At 65.2% G+C, this 21,687-nt stretch carries 24 protein-coding genes; 17 read left to right on the top strand and 7 right to left on the bottom strand.

The window, feature by feature from the left end:
• Positions 1-25 precede the first annotated feature (25 nt).
• The 11 genes from ACFSUD_RS11765 to ACFSUD_RS11715 all read left to right on the top strand — a co-directional run bounded on the left by ACFSUD_RS11765 (position 26) and on the right by ACFSUD_RS11715 (position 8,674).
• Complete coding sequence (locus ACFSUD_RS11765; protein ID WP_386374624.1) at positions 26-547, top strand: CoxG family protein; 522 nt, start codon at positions 26-28, stop codon at positions 545-547.
• 59 nt (positions 548-606) lie between these two features.
• Positions 607-1,536 carry an ABC transporter ATP-binding protein gene (locus ACFSUD_RS11760; RefSeq protein ID WP_386374622.1) on the top strand — a complete coding sequence of 310 codons (930 nt, stop codon included), beginning with the start codon at positions 607-609 and terminating at the stop codon, positions 1,534-1,536.
• Positions 1,533-2,294: an ABC transporter permease gene (locus ACFSUD_RS11755; RefSeq protein ID WP_386374620.1), complete on the top strand. Its 762-nt coding sequence runs from the start codon at positions 1,533-1,535 to the stop codon at positions 2,292-2,294. Before ACFSUD_RS11760 ends, ACFSUD_RS11755 begins: the two co-directional genes overlap by 4 nt.
• A gap of 54 nt (positions 2,295-2,348) precedes the next feature.
• On the top strand, positions 2,349-3,146 hold the full coding sequence (locus ACFSUD_RS11750; RefSeq protein ID WP_386374618.1) for a S49 family peptidase: 798 nt from the start codon (positions 2,349-2,351) through the stop codon (positions 3,144-3,146).
• Between the two features lie 24 nt (positions 3,147-3,170).
• Positions 3,171-3,314 (top strand): hypothetical protein, encoded by a 144-nt coding sequence (locus ACFSUD_RS11745; protein ID WP_386374616.1) that lies wholly within the window; start codon positions 3,171-3,173, stop codon positions 3,312-3,314.
• A 2-nt stretch (positions 3,315-3,316) separates the two neighbouring features.
• Complete coding sequence (locus ACFSUD_RS11740) at positions 3,317-4,288, top strand: calcium/sodium antiporter (RefSeq protein ID WP_386374727.1); 972 nt, start codon at positions 3,317-3,319, stop codon at positions 4,286-4,288.
• A gap of 10 nt (positions 4,289-4,298) precedes the next feature.
• Positions 4,299-5,078: an SDR family oxidoreductase gene (locus ACFSUD_RS11735; protein WP_386374614.1), complete on the top strand. Its 780-nt coding sequence runs from the start codon at positions 4,299-4,301 to the stop codon at positions 5,076-5,078.
• 290 nt (positions 5,079-5,368) lie between these two features.
• A complete protein-coding gene (uvrC, locus tag ACFSUD_RS11730; protein WP_386374612.1) occupies positions 5,369-7,234 on the top strand; it encodes an excinuclease ABC subunit UvrC in 1,866 nt (621 codons plus the stop codon).
• Between the two features lie 84 nt (positions 7,235-7,318).
• A complete protein-coding gene (pgsA, locus tag ACFSUD_RS11725; protein WP_386374610.1) occupies positions 7,319-7,984 on the top strand; it encodes a CDP-diacylglycerol--glycerol-3-phosphate 3-phosphatidyltransferase in 666 nt (221 codons plus the stop codon).
• Positions 7,981-8,229, top strand: a complete 249-nt coding sequence (gene moaD, locus ACFSUD_RS11720; protein ID WP_386374725.1) for a molybdopterin converting factor subunit 1 — start codon at positions 7,981-7,983, stop codon at positions 8,227-8,229. The genes pgsA and moaD overlap by 4 nt, the downstream gene beginning before the upstream one ends.
• Before the next feature lies 1 nt (position 8,230).
• Complete coding sequence (locus ACFSUD_RS11715; RefSeq protein WP_386374608.1) at positions 8,231-8,674, top strand: molybdenum cofactor biosynthesis protein MoaE; 444 nt, start codon at positions 8,231-8,233, stop codon at positions 8,672-8,674.
• A 60-nt stretch (positions 8,675-8,734) separates the two neighbouring features.
• Here ACFSUD_RS11715 and ACFSUD_RS11710 read toward each other — a convergent pair whose 3' ends face one another.
• From ACFSUD_RS11710 to ubiA, 3 genes are all read right to left on the bottom strand, one after another.
• Positions 8,735-9,061 (bottom strand): hypothetical protein, encoded by a 327-nt coding sequence (locus ACFSUD_RS11710; protein WP_386374606.1) that lies wholly within the window; start codon positions 9,059-9,061, stop codon positions 8,735-8,737.
• Entirely contained in the window at positions 9,054-10,973 is a 1,920-nt protein-coding gene (locus tag ACFSUD_RS11705; protein ID WP_386374604.1) for an OmpA family protein, read from the bottom strand. The genes ACFSUD_RS11710 and ACFSUD_RS11705 overlap by 8 nt, the downstream gene beginning before the upstream one ends.
• A gap of 62 nt (positions 10,974-11,035) precedes the next feature.
• Complete coding sequence (gene ubiA, locus ACFSUD_RS11700) at positions 11,036-12,010, bottom strand: 4-hydroxybenzoate octaprenyltransferase (RefSeq protein ID WP_386374602.1); 975 nt, start codon at positions 12,008-12,010, stop codon at positions 11,036-11,038.
• Positions 12,011-12,022: 12 nt separating this feature from the next.
• Between ubiA and ACFSUD_RS11695 the strand changes: the two genes are divergently transcribed.
• From ACFSUD_RS11695 to ACFSUD_RS11685, 3 genes are read left to right on the top strand one after another with little or no spacing between them, the layout of a single operon-like run.
• Positions 12,023-12,763: a 16S rRNA (uracil(1498)-N(3))-methyltransferase gene (locus tag ACFSUD_RS11695; protein ID WP_386374600.1), complete on the top strand. Its 741-nt coding sequence runs from the start codon at positions 12,023-12,025 to the stop codon at positions 12,761-12,763.
• A gap of 58 nt (positions 12,764-12,821) precedes the next feature.
• Positions 12,822-13,349, top strand: coding sequence for a hypothetical protein (locus tag ACFSUD_RS11690; RefSeq protein WP_386374724.1), 528 nt, complete (start codon positions 12,822-12,824; stop codon positions 13,347-13,349).
• A gap of 59 nt (positions 13,350-13,408) precedes the next feature.
• Complete coding sequence (locus tag ACFSUD_RS11685) at positions 13,409-14,779, top strand: glutamate--cysteine ligase (RefSeq protein ID WP_386374598.1); 1,371 nt, start codon at positions 13,409-13,411, stop codon at positions 14,777-14,779.
• Positions 14,780-14,806: 27 nt separating this feature from the next.
• On the opposite strand, the gene plsY is transcribed toward ACFSUD_RS11685, so the two are convergent.
• The 4 genes from plsY to ACFSUD_RS11665 form a co-directional block, all read right to left on the bottom strand.
• On the bottom strand, positions 14,807-15,415 hold the full coding sequence (plsY, locus tag ACFSUD_RS11680) for a glycerol-3-phosphate 1-O-acyltransferase PlsY (RefSeq protein WP_386374596.1): 609 nt from the start codon (positions 15,413-15,415) through the stop codon (positions 14,807-14,809).
• Complete coding sequence (pyrC, locus tag ACFSUD_RS11675; protein WP_386374594.1) at positions 15,415-16,695, bottom strand: dihydroorotase; 1,281 nt, start codon at positions 16,693-16,695, stop codon at positions 15,415-15,417. The genes plsY and pyrC overlap by 1 nt, the downstream gene beginning before the upstream one ends.
• A gap of 279 nt (positions 16,696-16,974) precedes the next feature.
• Positions 16,975-17,514: a hypothetical protein gene (locus ACFSUD_RS11670; RefSeq protein ID WP_386374592.1), complete on the bottom strand. Its 540-nt coding sequence runs from the start codon at positions 17,512-17,514 to the stop codon at positions 16,975-16,977.
• A gap of 98 nt (positions 17,515-17,612) precedes the next feature.
• On the bottom strand, positions 17,613-18,554 hold the full coding sequence (locus ACFSUD_RS11665) for an aspartate carbamoyltransferase catalytic subunit (protein WP_386374590.1): 942 nt from the start codon (positions 18,552-18,554) through the stop codon (positions 17,613-17,615).
• Positions 18,555-18,703: 149 nt separating this feature from the next.
• Between ACFSUD_RS11665 and ACFSUD_RS11660 the strand changes: the two genes are divergently transcribed.
• The 3 genes from ACFSUD_RS11660 to ACFSUD_RS11650 all read left to right on the top strand — a co-directional run bounded on the left by ACFSUD_RS11660 (position 18,704) and on the right by ACFSUD_RS11650 (position 21,687).
• Positions 18,704-19,483 (top strand): uracil-DNA glycosylase, encoded by a 780-nt coding sequence (locus ACFSUD_RS11660; protein ID WP_386374588.1) that lies wholly within the window; start codon positions 18,704-18,706, stop codon positions 19,481-19,483.
• Positions 19,484-19,538: 55 nt separating this feature from the next.
• The gene (moaB, locus tag ACFSUD_RS11655) at positions 19,539-20,081 is read left to right on the top strand and encodes a molybdenum cofactor biosynthesis protein B (RefSeq protein ID WP_386374587.1); all 543 of its coding nucleotides are present in this window, start codon (positions 19,539-19,541) and stop codon (positions 20,079-20,081) included.
• A gap of 148 nt (positions 20,082-20,229) precedes the next feature.
• The gene (locus ACFSUD_RS11650; RefSeq protein ID WP_386374585.1) at positions 20,230-21,687 is read left to right on the top strand and encodes an efflux RND transporter periplasmic adaptor subunit; all 1,458 of its coding nucleotides are present in this window, start codon (positions 20,230-20,232) and stop codon (positions 21,685-21,687) included.

Raw genomic sequence — 21,687 nt, 5'->3', positions numbered from 1 at the left:
TCAGCACAGTCAAAGGAGCATTCTCATGCAGATGTCCGACACCCGCCACATCGCCGCCAGTCCGGCCGAGGTCTATGCCGCGCTGCTCGATCCCCGGATGCTGCAGAATTGCGTGCCCGGCGCGCAGGAGGTCAGCGGCTCGGTCGAAGACGGCTACGAGGCGACGGTGGTGCAGAAGGTCGGTCCGGTGAAGGCGACGTTCAGGGGCCGGGTCGTCCTGTCCGATCTGGTGCCGAACGAAGCGCTGAGGATCACCGGCGACGGGAAGGGCGGCGCTGCCGGATTTGCCAAGGGCGGCGCCGATGTGCGGCTGGCGCCCAAGGACGGCGGCACCGAGCTTTCCTATGATGTCGAGGCCAAGGTCGGCGGCAAGCTGGCCCAGCTTGGCAGCCGGATCATCGACGGTTTCGCCAAGAAGATGGCCGATCAGTTCTTCACCAATCTGCAATCCTCGCTCGAAGGCCCGGGCGAAGCGGCGGATGACGTCGCGGAACAGGCGCAGGAACCCCCCGCGAAAAAGGGCTGGTTCGGCAAGTCGAAGTCCTGACGGCCCTGTTAACTATCCGCAAATCCCGCTAGCGTCCCGCAAAATTCGCGGAGAAGACGATGGCAGACATTCTGAAGATCGAGGACCTGCGCAAATCCTACGCCGGAGGTTTCGAGGCGCTGAAAGGCGTCAGCCTACGGATCAGGGAAGGCGAGATCCTCGCGCTGCTCGGGCCGAATGGCGCGGGCAAGACAACGCTGATCTCGACCATCTGCGGCATCACCACCCCGACCGGGGGACATGTCGAGGTGGGCGGCCATGACATTCTCAAGGATTACCGCGCGGCGCGTTCGATGATCGGGCTGGTGCCGCAGGAGATTAATCTCGAACCGTTCGAGAAAGTGATCAACACCGTGCGCTTCTCGCGCGGGCTGTTCGGCAAGCCAGCCGATGATGCCGCACTCGAGCGGATCCTGCGCCAGCTCTCGCTCTGGGACAAGAAAGACAGCCAGATCCGCGCGCTGTCGGGCGGCATGAAACGCCGGGTGCTGATCGCCAAGGCGCTGTCGCATGAGCCGCGCGTGCTGTTTCTCGACGAGCCCACGGCTGGGGTCGATGTCGAGCTGCGCAAGGACATGTGGCAGATCGTGGCAGGGCTGAAGGCGGATGGCGTCACGATCATCCTGACCACCCATTATATCGAGGAAGCGGAGGCCATCGCCGACCGGATCGGGGTGATCGCCAAAGGCGAGCTGCTGCTGGTCGAGGAGAAGGACAAGCTGATGGCGCGGATGGGCAAGAAGGAGCTGGAGGTACAGCTTTCCGAGCCGATCTCCAGCGTCCCGGCCTCCCTGCAGTCGCAGGCCTTGCGGCTTTCGGCCGACGGTTCGGCGCTGATCTACACCTATGACACCAATGCCGAACGTACCGGCATCACCAAGCTCTTGTCGGAGGTCGCCGCCGCCGGGCTGGTGCTGCGCGATGTGGTCACGCGGCAAAGCAGCCTGGAGGATATCTTCGTGGACCTGGTGCAGGAGGGCGCGGCATGAACTGGACCGCTATCAAGGCGATCTACGCTTTCGAGATGGCGCGCTTCTTTCGCACCATCGCCCAGAGCATCATCTCCCCGGTGCTCTCCACCTCGCTCTATTTCGTGGTCTTCGGCGCCGCCATCGGCAGTCGTATCCAGGAGGTCGAAGGGGTCAGCTACGGCGCCTTCATCGTGCCGGGGCTGATCATGCTGTCGGTCATCACCCAATCGATCTCGAACGCCTCTTTCGGGATCTATTTTCCGAAGTTTATCGGCACGATCTTCGAACTGCTCTCGGCGCCGGTCAATTTCTTCGAGATCGTCATCGGTTATGTCGGGGCGGCGGCCACCAAGGCGCTGTTTATCGGGACGATCATCCTGATCACCGCCTTCTTCTTCGTCGATATCTCCATTGCGCATCCTCTGGCGATGGTGGCCTTCCTGATCCTGACCTGCATCAGCTTCGCGCTGATGGGCTTCATCATCGGCATCTGGGCAGGGAATTTCGAGCAATTGCAGCTGGTGCCACTCTTGATCGTGACGCCGCTGGTGTTCCTCGGCGGCTCCTTCTACTCGATTTCGATGCTGCCGCCGGTCTGGCAGACGATCTCGATGTTCAATCCGGTCGTCTATCTGATCTCCGGCTTCCGCTGGGCCTTCTTTGGTTCCGCCGACGTGCCGATCCTGACCAGCCTGCTGGCCATCGGATTGTTTACCGGCCTCTGTCTCGAGGTGATCTGGTGGATCTTCCGGACCGGCTGGCGTATCCGGCAGTAATCTCTTGCGGACGCCGCCTTGTTTGCGCCGCGCCCGCACTCTACATGGACAGACATGAAACGCTGGCTCCCCTTCCTCAAATCCAGACCCTCGGTTGCCGTCATCCACCTTTCCGGGATGATCAGCAGCCAGAGCCGCGCGGTCCTGAACGATATCACCATCGGCCCGGTGATCGAGAAGGCCTTCTCGCGCGGCAAGCCCGATGCGGTGGCGCTGGTGGTCAATTCCCCCGGCGGCAGCCCGGTGCAATCCTCGCTGATCGGCGCCCGCATCCGGCGGCTGGCCAGCGAGAAGGACATTCCCGTCATCGCCTTCGTCGAGGACGTCGCCGCCTCGGGCGGCTACTGGCTCGCCGCGGCGGCGGATGAGATCTATGCCGATGCCTCCTCTGTGCTCGGGTCGATCGGTGTGATCTCGGCCTCTTTCGGGGCGCACGAGTTCCTGCGCGAACATGGTATCGAGCGGCGGGTGCATACCGCCGGAGAGTCGAAATCGATGCTCGACCCGTTCCGCCCGGAAAAGCCGGAGGATGTGGCCCGGCTCAAGCGGCTCCTGGAAGACATCCACGACAACTTCATCGAGCATGTGCGGGAGCGGCGCGGCGCGAAGCTTGCCGAGGGACAGGATCTGTTCACCGGCGAGATCTGGCTGGCCAAACGCGCCACCGAGCTCGGGTTGATCGACGGGGTCGGCCATCTGCGCCCGATGATGAAGGACCGTTTCGGCGACAAGGTACGGTTCCGCAGATACGGCGCGAAACGCGGTCTGCTGGCGCGGTTCGGGGCGCAGCTCTTCTCCGAAGCGGTGCAGGGCATCGAAGAACGCGCCGCCTATGCGCGTTTTGGCCTCTGATTCATGATTCTCAAAATTGTCCTCTTGTTCCTGATCGGCATGGGCGTGCTGGCGTGGTTCGGCAAGATGCACTGGCTGGGCGGCAAGCGCCTACGGCAGCGCAAATGTCCGAAATGCGGCCGCTACCAGATCGGCAAGGGGCGGTGTAACTGCAAGGAAATGCGTTGATGTTGTTGCCGTGGTTGTTGTGCCTGCTCGGCCTGGTGATCCTGTTGTTTGCCGGGGATGCGCTGGTCAAGGGCGCGGTGAACCTCAGCCTGCGTCTCGGTGTTCCGGCCCTGATCGTCAGCCTGACCATCGTCGCCTTCGGCACCTCGGCGCCGGAACTGCTGGTCTCGATCAAGGCGGTGCTCGACAACGCGCCGGGTATCGCGCTCGGCAACGTGGTGGGCTCCAACACCGCCAATATCCTCCTGGTGCTCGGTATCCCGGCGCTGCTGGCGACGATGCACACCTCCGCCTGCAGTACCCGCAAGACCTATAACCAGATGATTGCCGCCTCTATCCTGTTCATCGTGCTCGCCTTCCGCGGCGTCTTTGACTGGCTTTCCGGTCTGGTGCTGCTCGGGGGGCTTGCCTACATGCTCTGGGATGCCTTTGGCGATGCGAAGGATCACCGGCGGGCCGGGGCGATCGCCGACAACAGCGGTCCCGAGGAAGAGGAAGAAGAAGAGGTCGAGGGCGCCGATCCGGACATGCCCGGCTGGAAGGTCGGGACCTATCTGCTGCTCGGCCTCGTCGGTCTGCCGCTCGGCGCGGATCTGCTGGTGCGCAACGCCACGATCATTGCCCAGACCTACGGGATCAGCGACACGGTGATCGGGCTGACGCTGGTGGCGATCGGCACCTCGCTGCCGGAACTCGCGACGACCGTGATGGCGGCCCTGCGCCGACAGGCTGACGTGGCGCTCGGCAATGTCATCGGCTCCAATATGTTCAACCTCCTTGCGATCATCGGCATCACCAGTTTCATCGGCAAGATCGAGGTCGATCCGGAATTCCTGCGCTTCGATCTCTGGGTCATGCTCGGCGCGTCGCTGCTGCTGATTCCCTTCGTCTATCTGGGGCGCGACATCACTCGGCGCTGGGGTATTGCACTGTCAGCGTTCTATGGGCTCTATATTTTCGTGGTACTACAGTAAGGAGGCATGAATGACCCGTGCTTTGGTAACCGGCGCCGGGGCGCGCCTGGGCCGTGAGATGGCGCTCTATCTGGCGCGGCGCGGTCATGACGTGGCAGTGCATTATGCCTCCTCCGAAAAAGGCGCGCAGGACGTCGTGGCAGAGATCCGCGACCTGGGCCGCGATGCCGTGGCACTGCAGGCCGATCTGCTGGACGAGACCGCCACCGAGGCGCTGCTGCCCGCTGCCGCCGAGGCGCTCGGCGGGCCGATCACCTGTCTGGTTAACAACGCTTCGATCTTCGAATACGACACGATCAAGAGCGCCACGCGGGAGAGCTGGGACCGGCACATGCACAGCAACCTGCGCGCGCCCTTCCTGCTGATCCAGGCAATGGCGGCGCAGGGGCTCGCCCCTGTCACCGACAGGAACGGAGAGCCGCAGGCGACCGGGCTTGTGGTCAACATGCTCGACCAGCGGGTGCGCAAGCTGACGCCGGAGTTCATGACCTACACGCTGGCAAAGATGGGGCTCTGGGCGCTGACCCGGACGGCCGCGCAGGGGCTGGCACCAGCGATCCGCGTTAACGCCATCGGACCGGGGCCGACGATGCAGGGCAGCCGACAGAGCGACCGCCACTTCGCCGACCAGCGCCGCCATACAGTGCTTACGCGTGGCTCCAATCCGGAGGATATCAGCGCGGCTCTCGGTTTCTTCCTCGATGCCCCCGCAGTGACCGGTCAATTGCTCTGCGTGGACGGCGGTCAACATCTGGCATGGCAGACTCCGGACATCCTCGGCGTCGAGTGATGCTGCGCTGCGGCGTAAGTTTTGCACCGTTTTCGCAGGGGTCACGAAAGTGTTACAAAAAGGCTAATGATCTCAATAGCTTGCAATGATCATCTTTAATTTTCATGCAAGATCAAGGGTTTGAGAAACTGCCTAAAAATTGGGCAAATCGGTGAAAGCTGCCGAAAACAACAAGAATTGTCAGATGACCCAAAGTTATCGTCAGACTTATCCACAAGAATCGTGGACATGTTAACGCTTGAGGTAGCTGCCCAGCCATTGCAGCCAGACCGGAGAATCAGATCGACGCGATGACCCAGGAATCCGCCCCGCCAAAGCAAGGCCGCAAGGTCATCCAGGCCTATCTCAAGACGCTTGATAGCTCCCCCGGCGTCTACCGGATGCTCGATGCCGAGAGCCGGGTGCTCTATGTGGGCAAGGCGCGAAATCTGCGGGCGCGGGTATCGAGCTATGCGCGGCCCACCGGGCATACGCCGCGCATCGCCCGGATGATCGCCAATACTGCGTCGATGATGTTTCTGACCACGCGGACCGAGACCGAGGCTCTGCTGCTCGAACAGAACCTGATCAAGCAGCTCAAGCCCAAGTTCAACGTGCTGCTGCGTGATGACAAGAGCTTCCCGAACATCCTGGTCACCGCCGATCACGCCTATCCGCAGATCAAGAAACACCGCGGCGCCAAGAAGGAGAAGGGCAGCTATTACGGCCCTTTCGCCAGCGCCGGGGCGGTGAACCGGACGCTGAACCAGCTGCAGCGGGTGTTCCTGCTGCGCGATTGCTCGAACGCGATGTTCGAAAGCCGCACGCGGCCCTGCCTGCAGCACCAGATCAAACGCTGCTCCGCGCCCTGTGTGGGAAAAATTTCCGCCGAGGATTACCGCCAGACGGTTCGCGATGCGGAACGGTTTCTCAGTGGCAAGACCACCGATATCCAGTCGCGGTTGGCCGGTGAGATGGCGGCGGCCTCCGAAGCGATGGAATTCGAGCGTGCCGCGGCCCTGCGCGACCGGATCAAGGCGCTCACCCAGGTGCAGAGCGCGCAGGGGATCAATCCCAAGGGAGTCGCCGAGGCCGATATCATCGCGCTGCACATGGACAGCGGTCAGGCCTGCGTGCAGGTTTTCTTCATTCGGGCCAACCAGAACTGGGGCAACCGCGATTACTATCCGCGCGTCGGCACCGATGTGGAGCCCGCCGAAGTTCTTGAAGCCTTCATCGGCCAGTTCTATGACAGCCGTGAACCGGCGCGTCAGTTGATCCTGTCCAACCAGATCGAAAGCCCGGACCTGATGGCCGAGGCCCTGTCGGGCAAGCTCGGGCGCAAGGTCGAGCTGCTGGTGCCGCAACGCGGCGAGAAGGCGGAGCTGGTGGAGGGGGCGCTGCGCAATGCCCGTGAATCGCTGGCCCGCAAGATGGCCGAAACCGCGACACAGGGACGATTGTTGAGCGGTCTCGCCGAGGCCTTCGACCTGCCAGCGCCGCCGCAGCGCATCGAGGTCTATGACAACAGCCACATCCAGGGCACCAACGCGGTCGGCGGGATGATCGTCGCCGGGCCAGAGGGGCTGCTGAAGAACCAGTATCGCAAGTTCAACATTCGGGGCGATGAGCTGACGCCGGGGGATGATTTCGGGATGATGAAGGAAGTGCTCACCCGCCGTTTCAAACGCCTGATCAAGGAGGATCCCGAGCGCAAGCAGGGTCAGTGGCCCGATCTGCTGCTGATTGACGGCGGTGCCGGTCAGGTCAGCGCCGTGGCTTCGATCATGCGGGAATTCGGGGTCGAGGATATTCCGATGGTCGGGGTTGCCAAGGGCATTGATCGCGATGCCGGCAAGGAGGAGTTCCACCGCGTCGGCAAGCGGCCCATGGCGTTGCGGCACAACGACCCGGTGCTCTATTTCATCCAGCGCCTGCGCGACGAGGCGCATCGGTTCGCCATCGGCACCCATCGCGCCAAACGGGCCAAGGCGGTCGGCGCCACGCCGCTCGATGACGTGCCGGGGGTCGGCGCGACCCGCAAACGCGCGTTGCTCTCCCATTTCGGTTCCGCAAAGGCAGTTGCGCGCGCCAATCTAAGCGATCTCAAGGCGGTAGACGGCGTCTCCGGCGCTCTTGCCGAGACGATCTACGCCTATTTCCATGAACGCGGCTGAGCGGATATCGTGGCGGTGCGATTGCCGCCCGGGATGGTCGGTATCGTACTTTCGCCTGCACAAAGAGCAGGGTAGGGTGGCGCCATGAAATGGAACCTGCCCAATATCCTGACCTTCATCCGCCTGCTCGCCGCCCCCGGCGTGGCGGTGATGTTCCTCTATTTTACCCGGCCCTATGCCGATTGGTTCGCGCTGCTGCTGTTCGTCGGCGCCAGCATCACCGACTGGTTCGACGGCTATCTGGCGCGGGCCTGGAAACAGGAGACCAAGCTAGGCGCGATGCTCGATCCGATTGCGGACAAGGCGATGGTGGTGATCGCCCTGATGGTGATCATCGGCTTTTCGAGCTGGCAACCCTGGCTGGTCCTGCCCGCCACGGTGATCCTGTTCCGCGAGGTTTTCGTCTCCGGGCTGCGCGAATATCTTGGCGACGTGGCGGGCACGCTCAAGGTCACGCAGCTGGCCAAGTGGAAAACGACCTTGCAGATGATCGCCATCGCGGTGCTGTTCAGCCAGGGCGTCTTCGAACATTACCTCGGCATGTCGGTCTTCGGCATGGATCAGGCGATGATCGAGGCGATCCTGAGCGGGCGGGAAGAGGATGTGCTCGGGCTCGGCTGGAAGCTCGCCGGAATGGAATGGGCGGGCCGGATCGGGCTGGCCCTGCTCTGGGTCGCGGCGACGTTGACGGCGCTGACCGGGGCGGATTACCTGCTCAAGGCCCTGCCGCATCTGAAGGAGGCACGCTGATGGATGTGTTGTATTTTGCCTGGGTGCGTGAGCGCATCGGTCTGCCGCGCGAGCGGATCGAAACGAGCGCCACCACGGTGGCCGAGTTGGTCGCCGAGCTGCGCGACCGCGAGCCGCGCTATGAGGCGGCGTTCAGCGACCTGTCGGCACTGCGTGTCGCCGTGGATCAGGAGCTGAGCGATTTCGACGCGCCGCTCGACGGGGTCCGTGAAGTGGCGTTCTTCCCGCCGATGACCGGGGGCTGAGATGCATATCTCGGTACAGGAAGCGCCCTTCGATCTCGGCGCTGAACTGACGCGGTTTTCCGATTCCGGCACCGACATAGGCGCGGTGGTGAGTTTCACCGGCCTGGTGCGTGACCTGCCGGAAGCGCCGCTGCAGGTCATGGAGATCGAACATTATCCCGGCATGACCGAGGTGGCGCTGCGTAAAATTGCCGAGCAGGCGCAGACACGGTTCTCGCTCGGTGACGTGCTGGTGATTCACCGCTATGGTCGGCTGGCACCCGGTGACATGATCATGATGGTCGCCACCGCCGCGCGACACCGCAAGGATGCCTTTGAGGCTGCGGAATTCCTGATGGATTACCTGAAATCGCGGGCCCCATTCTGGAAGCGGGAGATCACCGCCGAGGGGGCTGCCTGGGTCGAATCCAGATCGGAAGACGAGGATGCACTGTCCCGTTGGTAGGGCAGGGCTCTGCGTTCCGACAATTCAGATAATGTGGACCGCGCAAGAGCGCGCGAAGGCTCAGCTGGCCTTCTGCCGGTCGATATAGGCGCGCATTTCCTCGGCCTCGTGGCGCGCATCGCGCAGCCCGTCCATGGCGGCGCGCAGCTCGGCCTCGGTCTGGGCCAACTGGTTGGTCAGCTCGGCCTCCCGCTGCTGCAGATAGGTGATCGCCTGGTCGCGGGTTTCTTCGGCTTCGTGCAGCTCCTGGCTCATCCGGTCAAGCTGCGCCACGTCATCGGCGGCGACCCGGGTGAAGCGATGCAGCAGCCAGTTGGCAAACCAGCCGAGGCAGAATGCCACGAACAGGATGATCGCCGTCGCAAGGACAAATTCGGTTCTACTCATCGCCGCTGCCTTCTTCGGTGCTGCCGTCGGTTTCGGACTCGGTCGGCACTGTATCGCCTGTTTCGGCATTGCTTTCCAGCGTTGTTTCGCTCACCTGTTCATCTGAATCGGGGCGAATGAGGCGAAATTCGATACGCCGGTTGGCTTCGCGCCCTGCTTCGGTCTTGTTGTCGGCGATCGGCTCCGCCTCGCCATAGCCCCTGGCGGCGAAGGAGCCGGTCAGTACCCGACGGGCGCGCAATTCGTTGAGAACCGATTCTGCCCGTGACTGGCTGAGCGCGAGATTCATTTCCTCGCGACCCTGGCTGTCGGTATAGCCTTGGATCTCCAGCGGCAGGTCGCTGCATCTCTTCAGGATCTCGGCAATATCATCCATCGTGCCGAGCGCCGAGGCGTCGATCGTGGCGCTGCCGGGTTCGAAATTGATCTTGCCAACCTTCAGGATCTCGCCGATCTCGGCAACGCATTCCTCCGGCGTCGGCAGCCCGGCGATCGGGTCGAGCTTCTTTCGGTAGGTCACGTCGATATTGTAATCGCTGCCCTCTCCGAGCCGCCCTGCGAGCAGCGTGGAAATCTCGGTATTGGCTTCCGCATTGCCGGTGTCTCCGGCGATGCTGAGCGTCGTCGGGGTCACGGTCACCGCACCATGGGCCAGCGAAGAGAGCGCCTCCAGCGCGACGAGCACCCGCGCCGACCAATCCGCGGGCAGCCCCTCGACGATCCGCGCGGCGGTATAGACCTTGTCGGAGCCGAAACGCGCCTTGGCGTAGCTTTCCGCCAGATCGCGCAGCGCCGCGTCGGAGAGCCGGCCGCGCAGCTGTACCTGCCCTTCGGGAGAGAGCGTGGCGGAGAATTCCGGCGGCCCGGCATCGGGATCTTCGGCCTCCGGCAGACGGGCGCGCAGGGCGAAAACCTCCGGCAGGGCGTTTTCCAGCTCGCCGACCACATGATCAAACTTGTTCCGGGCGGTGCCAGGCGCAGCGGTCAGGGTGATGTCGGCATCCGCGAAGCTCACCGAACCTGCGCCGAGCTCGCTCAGCGCCGCGATCGAACGGGAGACCGCCTCGGCCCATCTCGGGCTCGGCACGCCGAGCCCGATGGTGCAGCGGCTGTCCTCGGCAGCACCCGCCTCGTTTCCCGCGGCGAGGATGCGGCGTCGCGCGGCCTCGGTATCGGCCGAACAGGCATCGAACCGCGCCCCTTCGTCGTCGATCTCGAAACGCAGGGTGAAGGGGGTGATCACCGGACGCGGTGCGGCGATGTCCAGGGTCAGCCTGAGGCGGGGCGGCGCGGCTTTCTTCAGCTTGTTCTCCATCTGCGCCTTGGCCGTGGCGGAATCCGAGATCGCGGTGATCGAGACGCGGTTGGCCTCGACGGAGGCCTTGGCGCGCGGCAGCTGCGCGATGGCGGTGATCGCGAAGGCCAGCGCGTCATCCCAGCCGCCGGGCGCCGGGTAATCCGCCGTTTCCAGAAGGTCCGCGACCCTGGCCTTCCCCGCCACCGCGCCGAAACGCTCCGCCACCGCCTCGCGATCGGTGCTCGCCGGGATCAGTCCGATGATCGAGATGCCGGAATCGTTGCGCAGGATCTCGACCGAGAAACGCGGCGGGGCGATATCGGCCTGCGCCTGCACATCGAGCTGGTCGATGACCCTCGCCGCATCGACCACTGAACCGGCGGTAGTGAGGGCGCTGAAGCGCACCGCCTCGGTAGGGGCGGTGCCGGTCAGCGTCACCTTGAGCCCGTCGGCCTGCACCTCGGCCCAGGTCATGCCCTGCCGATCGAGCGCGTCGCGCACGCCGATCTCGGAATTGTCCTCGATGAGCTCCACCGAGAAGCTGGCAGCCACCAGCGCGATGACGGCGGCGGCGGTGAAGGTCAGGATGATGCTGAGCAGGGCGGACAGGCGCATGCGGACTTTCTGTTACCAGTGAAACCTGCGGGTCTGATACGCCGCAGGGCAGGAGGGTGCAATCACGCCAGCAAAGCTGCGGCGAAAAACAGCAAGGGGATCATGCCGGTATCGCGGTTGGCGCGGAACAGCCGCAGGAGCTTGTCATTATCCTCTATATCAAGCCCGCGCAGCTGCCAGGCCATGTGCCAGCCCATCGCCCAGGGACCGCCGAGCGCGAGCGCCAGCGCCAGCACCGAGGCCTGCGGCAGCGCCGAGAAGATCACGGCAAGCCCCATGAGACCGACCGTCGCCATCAGGAACCGGCGCAGCCAGGGCGCGGTCTGCGCGCCGAACAGCCGGGCGGTGGATTTCACGCCGATCAGCGCGTCGTCCTCGGTGTCCTGATGGGCATAGATCGTATCGTAGAACAGCGTCCAGGCGATGCCCGCGACATAGAGCAACAACGCGGGCGCTTCGAGCCTGCCGCTATGCGCCGTCCAGGCCAGCAGCGCGCCCCAGTTGAAGGCAAGACCGAGAAAGACCTGCGGCCACCAGGTGAAACGCTTGGCGAAGGGATAGACCGCAACCGGCGCCAGGGCCAGGATCCCCAGCGCGATGGCGGCCATGTTGAAGCTGAGCAGGATCAGCGCGGAGATCAGCATCTGCAGCACCATCCAGGCAAGCGCGCCCTTGACGCTCACCTGCCCCGAGGGGATGGGCCGCGAGCGGGTGCGTGCCACCTTGCCGTCGATATGCCGGTCGGTGATGTCGTTCCAGGTGCAGCCCGCCCCGCGCATCAGGAAGGCGCCGATGCCGCAGCCTGCGAAGATCCACAGGTCGAAGAGCTCGGCGCGCTGGTCATGCAGCATCGAGAGCGCCAGCCCCCACCAGCAGGGCAGCAGCAGCAGCCAGGTCCCGATTGGCCGGTCGGCACGGCTGAGCCGCAGATAGGGACGCAGGGCGCGCGGCGCGTGTCGGTCGACCCAATTGTCGGCCGGGGCATCCGCGACCCGATTGATGTCGGGCGCATCTGGCGAAGGCGGAAGGTCTTGCATATATCTGGGCCCATGAATGCGAAAATCAGATTGTATGTAGAGCAGGGGCTGGGGCAGGGGCAAACGGTTCCTTTGAGCCGCGACCAGGCGCATTACCTCTTCGGAGTGATGCGGCTTGCACCCGGGGCCTCGGTGCTGCTGTTCAACGGCAGTGACGGCGAATGGCGCGCCGAGGTGCTGGAAGCGGGCAAACGGGGCGGGATCCTGCGCTGCGAGGTGCAGACGCGGGCGCTGCAGATGCCGCCCGATCTCTGGCTGCTCTTCGCACCGATCAAGAAGGCCCGCACGGATTTCATCGTCGAAAAGGCCGCTGAGATGGGCGCGGCGAAGATCCTGCCGGTGCTCACCGATTTCACCAATGCCGCGCGGGTGCAGCGCGAGCGGCTGCAGGCCCATGCGATAGAGGCGGCGGAACAATGCGGCGGCACCTATGTTCCCCAGGTTGCCGAGGCGCGGAAACTCGGGCGGATGCTTGACGGGTGGGACCCGGCGCGCCGCATCCTCTTTTGTGACGAAACGCTGGCGGGAGAGGCCTCCGGCCTTGGCGCGCTGTTGCAGGAACGGCGCGGGCACGGGGAGCCCTGGGCGATCCTGATCGGCCCCGAGGGCGGGTTTTCCGATGCCGAACGGGCGCGGCTGCGCGGGCTCGATCATGCTCATGCGGTGACGTTGGGACCGCGGATCCTGCGCGCGGATACGGCGGCCGTGGCGGCGCTGGCGCTCTGGCAGCAAGGTCTGGGGGATTGGGCGTGAGCAAGAGATTTCCGGCCTCCGGCGGAGGTATTTCCAGCCAGGAGAAATTGGCTTGCCTGTGACTTTCCTGCGGCCGGAGGCCACGGCGCTGCTGTGGCGCTGGCGCGAGGCGCTGCTTGGCGCGGCGCTTCTGGCCCCGGGGGGGTGGCTGGTTCTCGCCCCGGGATGGCTGCTCGCCTTGCCGGGCTATGGGCTGCTGTTTCTCGGGCTGGCGCTGATCTGGCTCGGCGCGCAGCGCGGGCGCTTTCGCGGCAGCGACGAGGGCCGCGGTGCGGTACAGGTGGACGAGGGGCAGATCAGCTACTTCGGTCCGCTCACCGGCGGCAGCGTGGCCATGCGCGAGCTCGAACGGCTGACGCTGGACCGGCAGATGTTTCCCGCCCATTGGAAGCTCGATCAGCCCGGCCAGCCGCCGCTGCTGATCCCGGTCAATGCCGCAGGTTCGGAAGCGCTCTTTGATGCTTTCGCCGCCCTGCCGGGCCTGCGCACCGAGCGGATGCTGTTCGAGCTGCGCAAGACACGGCACGACGCGGTGGTGATCTGGGAGCGCGCGCCGCTGCGCCCGGCCTCCGCGCTCCTGCATTGACAGCGCGGGCAATTCCGCCCATCCCTCTAACCCTGTGAAACGCATACCGGAGCCATCTCATGTCCATTCCTCAATCCGGCGGTGGTCCAATCGAACATCACGACCAGTTGGCGCAATATCTGGCCGATGGCTGCAAGCCCAGGGAAGACTGGCGGATCGGCACGGAACACGAGAAGTTCGGCTATTGCACCGACACGTTGAAACCGCTGCCCTACGAGGGGGAACGCTCGATCCGGGCGATGCTGGAGGGGTTGCGCGACCGTCACGGCTGGGCGCCGGTCGAGGAGGGCGGCAAGCTTATCGGGCTCGAGAAGGACGGGGCCAATGTCTCGCTTGAGCCGGGCGGGCAGCTGGAATTGTCCGGTGCCCCGGTGGAGACGATCCACGAGACCTGCGACGAGGTGAATACGCATCTGCGCGAGGTGAAGGATGTCGCCGACGAGATCGGCGTCGGTTTCATCGGGCTGGGTGCAGCGCCGGTCTGGACCCATGAGCAGATGGATCTGATGCCCAAGGGCCGCTACAAGCTGATGGATGCCTATATGGGCAAGGTCGGCGGCATGGGCCGGGTAATGATGCGCCGCACCTGCACGGTACAGGTCAATCTCGATTTCGGCTCAGAGGCCGACATGGTGCAGAAGCTGCGCGTGGCGCTGGCGCTGCAGCCGGTAGCGACGGCGCTCTTTGCCAATTCGCCGTTCTTCGAGGGGCGGCCCAACGGCCATAAATCCTGGCGCAGCCGGGTCTGGCGCGATCTTGACGATGCGCGCACCGGCATGTTGCCTTTCGTCTTCGAAGAGGGCATGGGATTCGAGGCCTGGGTGCAATACGCGCTCGATGTGCCGATGTATTTCGTCTATCGCGACGGCGTCTATATCGACGCGCTCGGCCAGTCCTTCCGCGACTTTCTGAAAGGCGAGCTGCCGGCGCTGCCCGGTGAGATGCCGACCCTGAGCGACTGGGCCGATCACCTGACCACCGCCTTCCCGGAAGCGCGGATTAAGAAATTCATCGAGATGCGCGGTGCCGATGGCGGACCCTGGCGGCGGCTCTGCGCGCTGCCGGCCTTCTGGGTCGGGCTGATGTATGACCAGGGCGCGCTCGACGGGGCATGGGATCTGGTCAAGGGCTGGGACGCCGAGACCCGCGAGGGGCTGCGCGTCGCGGCTTCGGTCGAGGGGCTGCAGGCCGAGGTTGCCGGGGTGCGGATGCATGACATCGCGCGCGAGGCGGTAGCGCTGTCCGAAGCCGGGTTGAAGGCGCGGGCGCGCGGCGGTGCGGGCGGGCTGGTCCCGGACGAGACGCATTTCCTCAATGCGCTCAAGGAGAGCATCGAGACCGGCAAGGTGCCCGCCGACGAATTGCTGGAGGATTACCACGGTAAGTGGCAGGGCGATCTCAGCCGGATCTATGCGGAATATTCCTATTGAACGGCAGCGGCCGGGCCGCGGCGCGGCTCAGCCTTTCTGACCGATCCGCGGTTCGGTACCGGCCTTGATCCGGCGTATGTTGCTGCGATGGCGCCAGAAAAGGAGCAGGGTCAGCAGGACGCCGAGCAGAAGCGCCTCGCCATAGCCGAGGAAAACCAGGAGGAAGGTCGAGACCGACGCCGAGAACAGCGCCGCTAGCGAGGAGGTACGGCTGATCACAGCGGCGATCAGCCAGGCGAGGCAGCAGCCGAGTCCCACCGGCCAGGCCAGCGCCAGCAGCACGCCGAGAAAGGTCGCGACACCCTTGCCGCCGCGAAAGCCGATCCATACCGGATAGCAATGGCCGAGCATCGCCGCCAGGCCGGCCAGTTGAGCTGCGTCCTCACCGGCGAAGAAACGGGCCAGCAGCACTGCGGCGGCGCCCTTGGCGCCATCCAGCAGCAGGGTCATGGCGGCGGCCTTCTTGCTGCCGGTGCGCAGCACGTTGGTGGCGCCGATATTGCCCGAACCGATATTGCGCAGATCGCCAAGCTTCATCAACCGTGCCAGCACCATGCCGAAGGGGATCGAACCGATGAGATAGGCGAGCAGCGCCCAGAGAAGCAGCAGGGCGGCGGCGGTGTCGATCAATGGCATCAAGTGACCTCGTGAACGCAGGAACCGGAAACATAGGTTGCCAGGACCTTACCCTGCATGCGCATGCCGTCAAACGGCGTGTTGCGGGATTTCGATTTCAGGTTGGCGCGATCCAGCAGGAACGGGGCGTCGGCGTCAAAGAGCACCAGATCGGCGGGGGCGCCGGGGGCGAGCCGTCCGCCCGGCAGGCCGAGACGCCGCGCCGGGTTCAGCGACAGGGCGCGCCAGAGTACCGGCAGTTCGATCAGCCCGGCATGGACCAGCCGCAGTGCCGCGGGCAGCAATGTTTCGAGCGCCACTGCACCGGAGGCGGCTTCCTCAAAGGGCAGGCGTTTGCTCTCTTCATCCTGCGGCGTATGCATGGAGCAGATCACGTCGATCAGCCCGGAGGCCACCGCTTCGGCCACGGCGAGCCGGTCGTCCTCGTCGCGCAACGGCGGCTTGAGCTTGAAAAAAGTGCGGTAATCGGCCACGTCGAGCGCGTTCAGCGTCAGGTGGTGAATGCCCACACCGGCGGTAATGTCGAGCCCGTTGTTCTTGGCGCGCTGCAGCGCGGGCAGGGCGCGGGCCGTGGTGATCTGATCCGCGTGATAGCGCGCGCCGGTCATCTCGATCAGCGCAATGTCGCGGTCGAGCCCCATGCGTTCGGCCATCGGGGTGACCGCAGGCAGGCCGCGCAGCGAGGCGAACTTGCCCGAGGTGGCGGCGGCGCCTCGGCTCAGCCCCGGTTCCTGGGGATGCGCGATGACCAGGGCACCGAGGCTGCGGGCATAGGTAAGCGCGCGCGAAAAGACCTTGGTGTCGGTGATCACCCGGTCGCAATCGGTGAAGGCGGCGGCACCGGCATCCATCAGGAAACCGATCTCGGTCATCTCGCGGCCCTCTCGGCCCTTGGTCAACGCCGCCATCGGCACCACATGCACCGGCGTTGCCTCCTTGGCGCGGCGGGTGACGAATTCGAGGGTCTCGGGATTGTCGATGCTGGGCGTGGTGTCAGGGCGGGTGATCATCGTCGTCACGCCCCCTGCCGCCGCGGCCAGACCGGCGGAACGGTAGCTTTCCTTGTGGCGTTCGCCCGGCTCGCAGACCTTGACACCGAGATCGACAATGCCGGGCGCGAGGTGCTTTCCGCGGCAATCGACAATATCGGCCTTGCCGTCAAGCTCGGCAGCATCGGCGACCACCCGGGTGATCCGGCCGTTGCTCACCTCGAGCGCGCCGGTGCGCACCGTGCCGGCCTCGGGATCGATCAGTCGGGCGTTGATGAAATGCAGCGTCATGACGGGCCTCTCTGCGACGCGAGCTTGCGTCTGGCCGGTGTCATGCAATAATTCCCGCGCTGAACCAAGGCCGAAATTGCTGGGAGTGTTCGAGTCAAAAGGGGGGCGAACCGGTCTTTCGCCGCTCAGCCGACCCAGAGCATCAGTCCGACCACGCCGAAGGCGACGAGCAGTGCAATCATCGCGATGCGGCCGGACATTTTTGGATCTGGTTTCGGTTCCTGCATGGGCTTGCTCTAGCGTGAAACGCGCCAAAGCACCAGCGCCATCGCGTCCGGTTCAGGCAATCGCCCACCATGCCAGCAGGATCAGCAGCGCGATCAATGCCAGCACCAACATGCCACCGCCCGCCCTGCCACGCGGGGCGCTGCGCGGCGTCGTGCTCGGCGCGCCGGTATAGGGCTGCGCCGCTTCGTTGGGCAGGGAGATCGCGCTCATGTCGGGCTGCGCCTCGCCATAGGTGCCGATCAGCGTCAGATCCGGACTGGGGTCGAGCATCGTTTCGCGCCCGCCGAAGGCGCTGGAGAAGACCAGCAGGACATAGCCGTCCAGTGCCGTCAGCTTGCCGCGGTCGCGGGTGAGCTCGGCCTCGCTGACCGCGTAGCCCTCGCTCAGATAGCCGGGCAGGCCGACGCCGGTAAGGTCGGAGACCGCGAAGATTTCCACATGATCGGCGGCGACCTCGGGTCCCAGAAGCTCCTCGACGAGCGCGTCCTTGGAGCCGCCTTTCAGCCTGTTGGAGACATCCTGAAAGGCGCGGTTGATCGCGAAGACGCGGATCTGGCCATGCTCATGGGCGGGAATCTGGATCGGGCTCATGATTGGAAACCTTCATTGCGACAAGCGGTGCGACTATGGAGGAAACCGACCAGCGGCCCGATCTGTTCCCGATCTTGTTGCCGGGGCCGACCGCCGGTTCAGGCGGCGCGGCTTTCGCGCAGGTTGCGCGCCAACAGATCCATCGCCGCCATGCGCACCGCGACGCCCATCTCCACCTGATCCTGGATCACGCTGCGATTGATGTCATCGGCCAGCGTGCCGTCGATCTCCACCCCGCGGTTCATCGGGCCGGGGTGCATCACGATGGCATCGTCCTTGGCATGGCTCAGCTTCTCTGCATCGAGTCCGAAACGGTGGTAATATTCCCGCTCCGAGGGGATGAAGCCGCCGTCCATGCGTTCCTTCTGCAGCCGCAGCATCATCACCACGTCGACGTCTTTCAGACCTTCTTCCATGTCATCGAAGACCTCGACGCCGAACTGGTCGATCTGGGCGGGCATCAGCGTCGGCGGTCCGATCAGGCGCAGGCGGTTCTCCATCTTGCCAAGCAGCATGATGTTGGAACGCGCGACACGGGAATGGGCGATGTCGCCGCAGATCGCGATGGACAGCCGGTGCAGCCGCCCCTTGGCGCGACGGATCGTCAGCGCGTCGAGCAGCGCCTGTGTCGGGTGTTCGTGGCGGCCATCCCCCGCATTGAGCACGGCGCAATTGACCTTCTGGGCCAGCAGGTCGACCGCGCCCGATTGCGGATGGCGCACCACCAGAAGGTCGGGATGCATCGCATTTAGCGTCATCGCCGTGTCGATCAGCGTCTCGCCCTTCTTGATGGAGCTGGCCTGCATCGCCATGTTCATCACATCCGCGCCGAGCCTTTTGCCGGCGATCTCGAAACTCGCCTGGGTGCGGGTGGAATTTTCGAAGAACATGTTGATCTGGGTCAGGCCGCGCAGCGCATCGCCGTGTTTGTCGGGCTGTCGGTTCAGCTCGGCATAGCTGTCGGCGCGGTCCAGCAGCGCGGTGATATCCGTCGGCGAAAGCGGTTCGATGCCGAGCAGGTGGCGGTGTGAGAAAGACATCGGCGGCCCCTTGTTGCTGTCGTGGCTTTATAGGCGCGCCGGTGGCGTGGCGGCAAGGTTGCGGCAATGCGCTTCTTGCGTTCGCTGCCGTTTTCGCCGCATCTGCATGGATGGTTTCGGTTCGGCGCTCAGGCGCATAGATTGGGCTTATGGATTCGGTCGAATATCATCAGGCGGTGGCTCTGCTGGACTGGCAGGTGGAACTCGGTGCGACCGAGGCAATCTGCGATTCGCCGGTCAACCGTTACGAATTGCCTGCCGCGATGGAAAAGCCGAAGGCGCCGACGGCGGTGGCTCCCGGCAAGCCCGAGTTGTTCCGCCCCCGGCAGGCCGACCCGGTTGCGGAGGCCGAACGCGCCGCTGCCGGGGCCAGCACTCTGGAGGATCTGCGTGCCGCGCTGGCCGGGTTCGAACATTGCGAATTGCGCAAGGGAGCGCGCAACCTGGTGTTTTCGGACGGGATCGCGGGCGCGCCGCTGATGGTGGTGGGCGAGGCGCCGGGGCGGCAGGAGGACCGCGCCGGACGGCCTCTGATCGGCCCGGCGGGACAGATGCTCGACCGGATGCTGGCGGCGATCGGCATGGGCAGGGACAGGGCCGAGGCGCCGGTCTATATCGCCAACGTACTGCCCTGGCGACCGCCGCAGGGCCGTGACGCCAGTGCCGAGGAAATCGCGATGATGCGCCCGTTCATGCTGCGGCATATCGCGTTGGCAGGTCCGAAAGCGCTGGTCCTGATCGGCAATACCTCCTGCGAGACCCTGCTCGAAAAACGCGGCATCACGCGGTTGCGCGGTCAATGGGCGGAGGTGGCGGGGATCCCGGCGCTGCCGATGCTGCACCCGGCCTATCTGTTGCGCAATCCCGCTGCCAAACGCGAGAGCTGGGCCGACCTGCTGAGCCTGCAGGCGCGGCTGCGCGATGGTTGACTGGCGGTCCGTGGAGCGGTGACGATGCGATTGATTTGTGACGATGGGAGCGGACATGAGCCGTATTGACGAGACGATCGAATTCATCCCGGTGCGGATTGCTGTGCTGACCGTGTCGGACAGCCGCGATCTGGCGCAGGATCGCTCGGGTGACGTGCTGAGCGGGCGGATCGAGGCGGCGGGGCACCTGCTGGCCGACCGCAGGATTATCCGCGACGAACGCGCCGAGATCGCCGCGCAGCTGCGCGACTGGTGCGCGGATCCGCAGATCGACGTAGTGATCAGCACCGGCGGCACCGGGCTCACCGGGCGCGACGTGACGGTCGAGGCGCATCGCGATGTCTATGAAAAGGAGATCGACGCCTTCGGCCCCGTCTTCACCCATGTCTCCATGCAGAAGATCGGCACCAGCGCGGTCCAGAGCCGCGCCACCGGCGGTGTTGCCAATGGCACCTATCTCTTTGCGCTGCCGGGCTCGCCGGGGGCCTGCAAGGATGCCTGGGACGAAATCCTGGTGAAGCAGCTCGACTACCGCCATCGCCCCTGCAATTTCGTCGAGATCATGCCGCGGCTGTCGGAACATCAGCGCAGGAAATAGCGGTTCCTGCAGCCCTGTATCGCAGCCGCGAAAAGGAACGAGGCATTTTCGGTGATCCGGCCTATCATGTCGGGCGTATCATGATGGTGATCGGGCACGACGCGGCGTCGGACAGGACTGCGTCGCGCGCCCGGTTGATGGGAGTAAGATGCGGTTTTTAAGGCAAAGTATGTTCGGCCTGTTTCTGGCGGCGGTCGCGCTCGGTCTTCTGGTCTTCGCCGGTCAGATGATCGGCAGCGCGCTGTCCGTGCGGCTGGCGGACGAAGAGCGCGCGCCGCCACCACGCGAGCGGGTCTTCGCGGTTAACGTGACACGGGCCGAGCTTGAGGACGTCACCCCCGTCCTGCAGAGTTTCGGCGAGATCCGCAGCCGCCGCAGTCTGGAACTGCGCGCCGCCGTGCCGGGCCGGGTGATCGAATTGGCGGAGACTTTCGAGGAAGGCGGCAGGGTCGAGGCCGGGTCGGTGCTGCTGCGGATCGACCCGCTCGATGCACAGGCGGCGCTCGACCGGGCGCAGAGCGATCTCGCCGATGCCGCGGCCGAAGGGCGCGAGGCGGGACGCGCCTTGGCGCTGGCGCGCGACGAGCTGGCGGCCGCGGAGGAACAGGCGGCGCTGCGCGAACGCGCTCTTGCCCGGCAACGCGATCTCGGCACCCGCGGGGTCGGCACCACCGCGGCGAGCGAGACGGCGGAACTGGCAGCGGCGGCGGCGCGTCAGGCGGTGCTGTCACGCGCGCAGGCGCTCGCGCAGGCGGAAGTGCGTGTGGATCGGGCCGAAACCCTTGCCACACGGGCCGAAATCGCGCTGGCGGAGGCGGAGCGGCGGCGGGCAGACACCGTGCTGCGCGCGCCTTTCGACGGTATCCTGAGCGCCCCGAATGTCGTCGTCGGGGGCCTGGTCTCGGGCAATGAACGTCTGGCCGAGCTCATCGACCCGTCGGCTCTGGAAGTTTCCTTCCGGCTCTCGAACACGCAATTCGCCCGGCTGCTGGATGAGAACAGCACGCTGCGCCGTGCCGATCTGCGCGCGACGCTGGACGTGGCCGGGCTGGACCTCGTGGCACGGGGTCAGATCTCGCGCGTTGCGGCCACCACCGGGGAGGGCGCGAGCGGACGGCTGGTCTTTGCCGAACTCAAGGATGCGCCGGGCTTCAGGCCGGGCGACTTTGTCACCGTGACGCTACGCGAGCCCGAACTCGCCGGGGTCATCCGCCTGCCCGCCGCCGCGCTCGATGCGTCGGGCGACGTGCTCGTGCTCGGCGAGGCTGACCGGCTCGAGGCGGTCGCGGTCGAGCTGCTGCGGCGACAGGGAGACACGGTTCTGGTGCGTGGCCCGATCGCCGGGCGCGACGTGGTCGAGGCGCGTTCGCCGCTGCTCGGCGCCGGAATCAGGGTCCGTCCGCTGCGCGGCGCGGAGGCCGCAGTCGAGACCGGGCTGCCGACGATGATCGAGATCAGCGAGGCGCACCGGGCGCGGCTGGTGGCGCTGGTCGAGGGCAACAACCGCATGCCGGTGGCGGCCAAGGCGCGGGTGCTGGCACAGCTCGCCGAACCGCTGGTTCCGGCCAGGATCATCGAGCGGATCGAAAACCGCATGGGGGGCTGA

Origin of the sequence: Sulfitobacter aestuarii, from assembly GCF_042685005.1 — a bacterium.
Lineage (GTDB): Bacteria > Pseudomonadota > Alphaproteobacteria > Rhodobacterales > Rhodobacteraceae > Sulfitobacter > Sulfitobacter aestuarii.
This window is presented reverse-complemented; position numbering and strand designations above follow the sequence as displayed.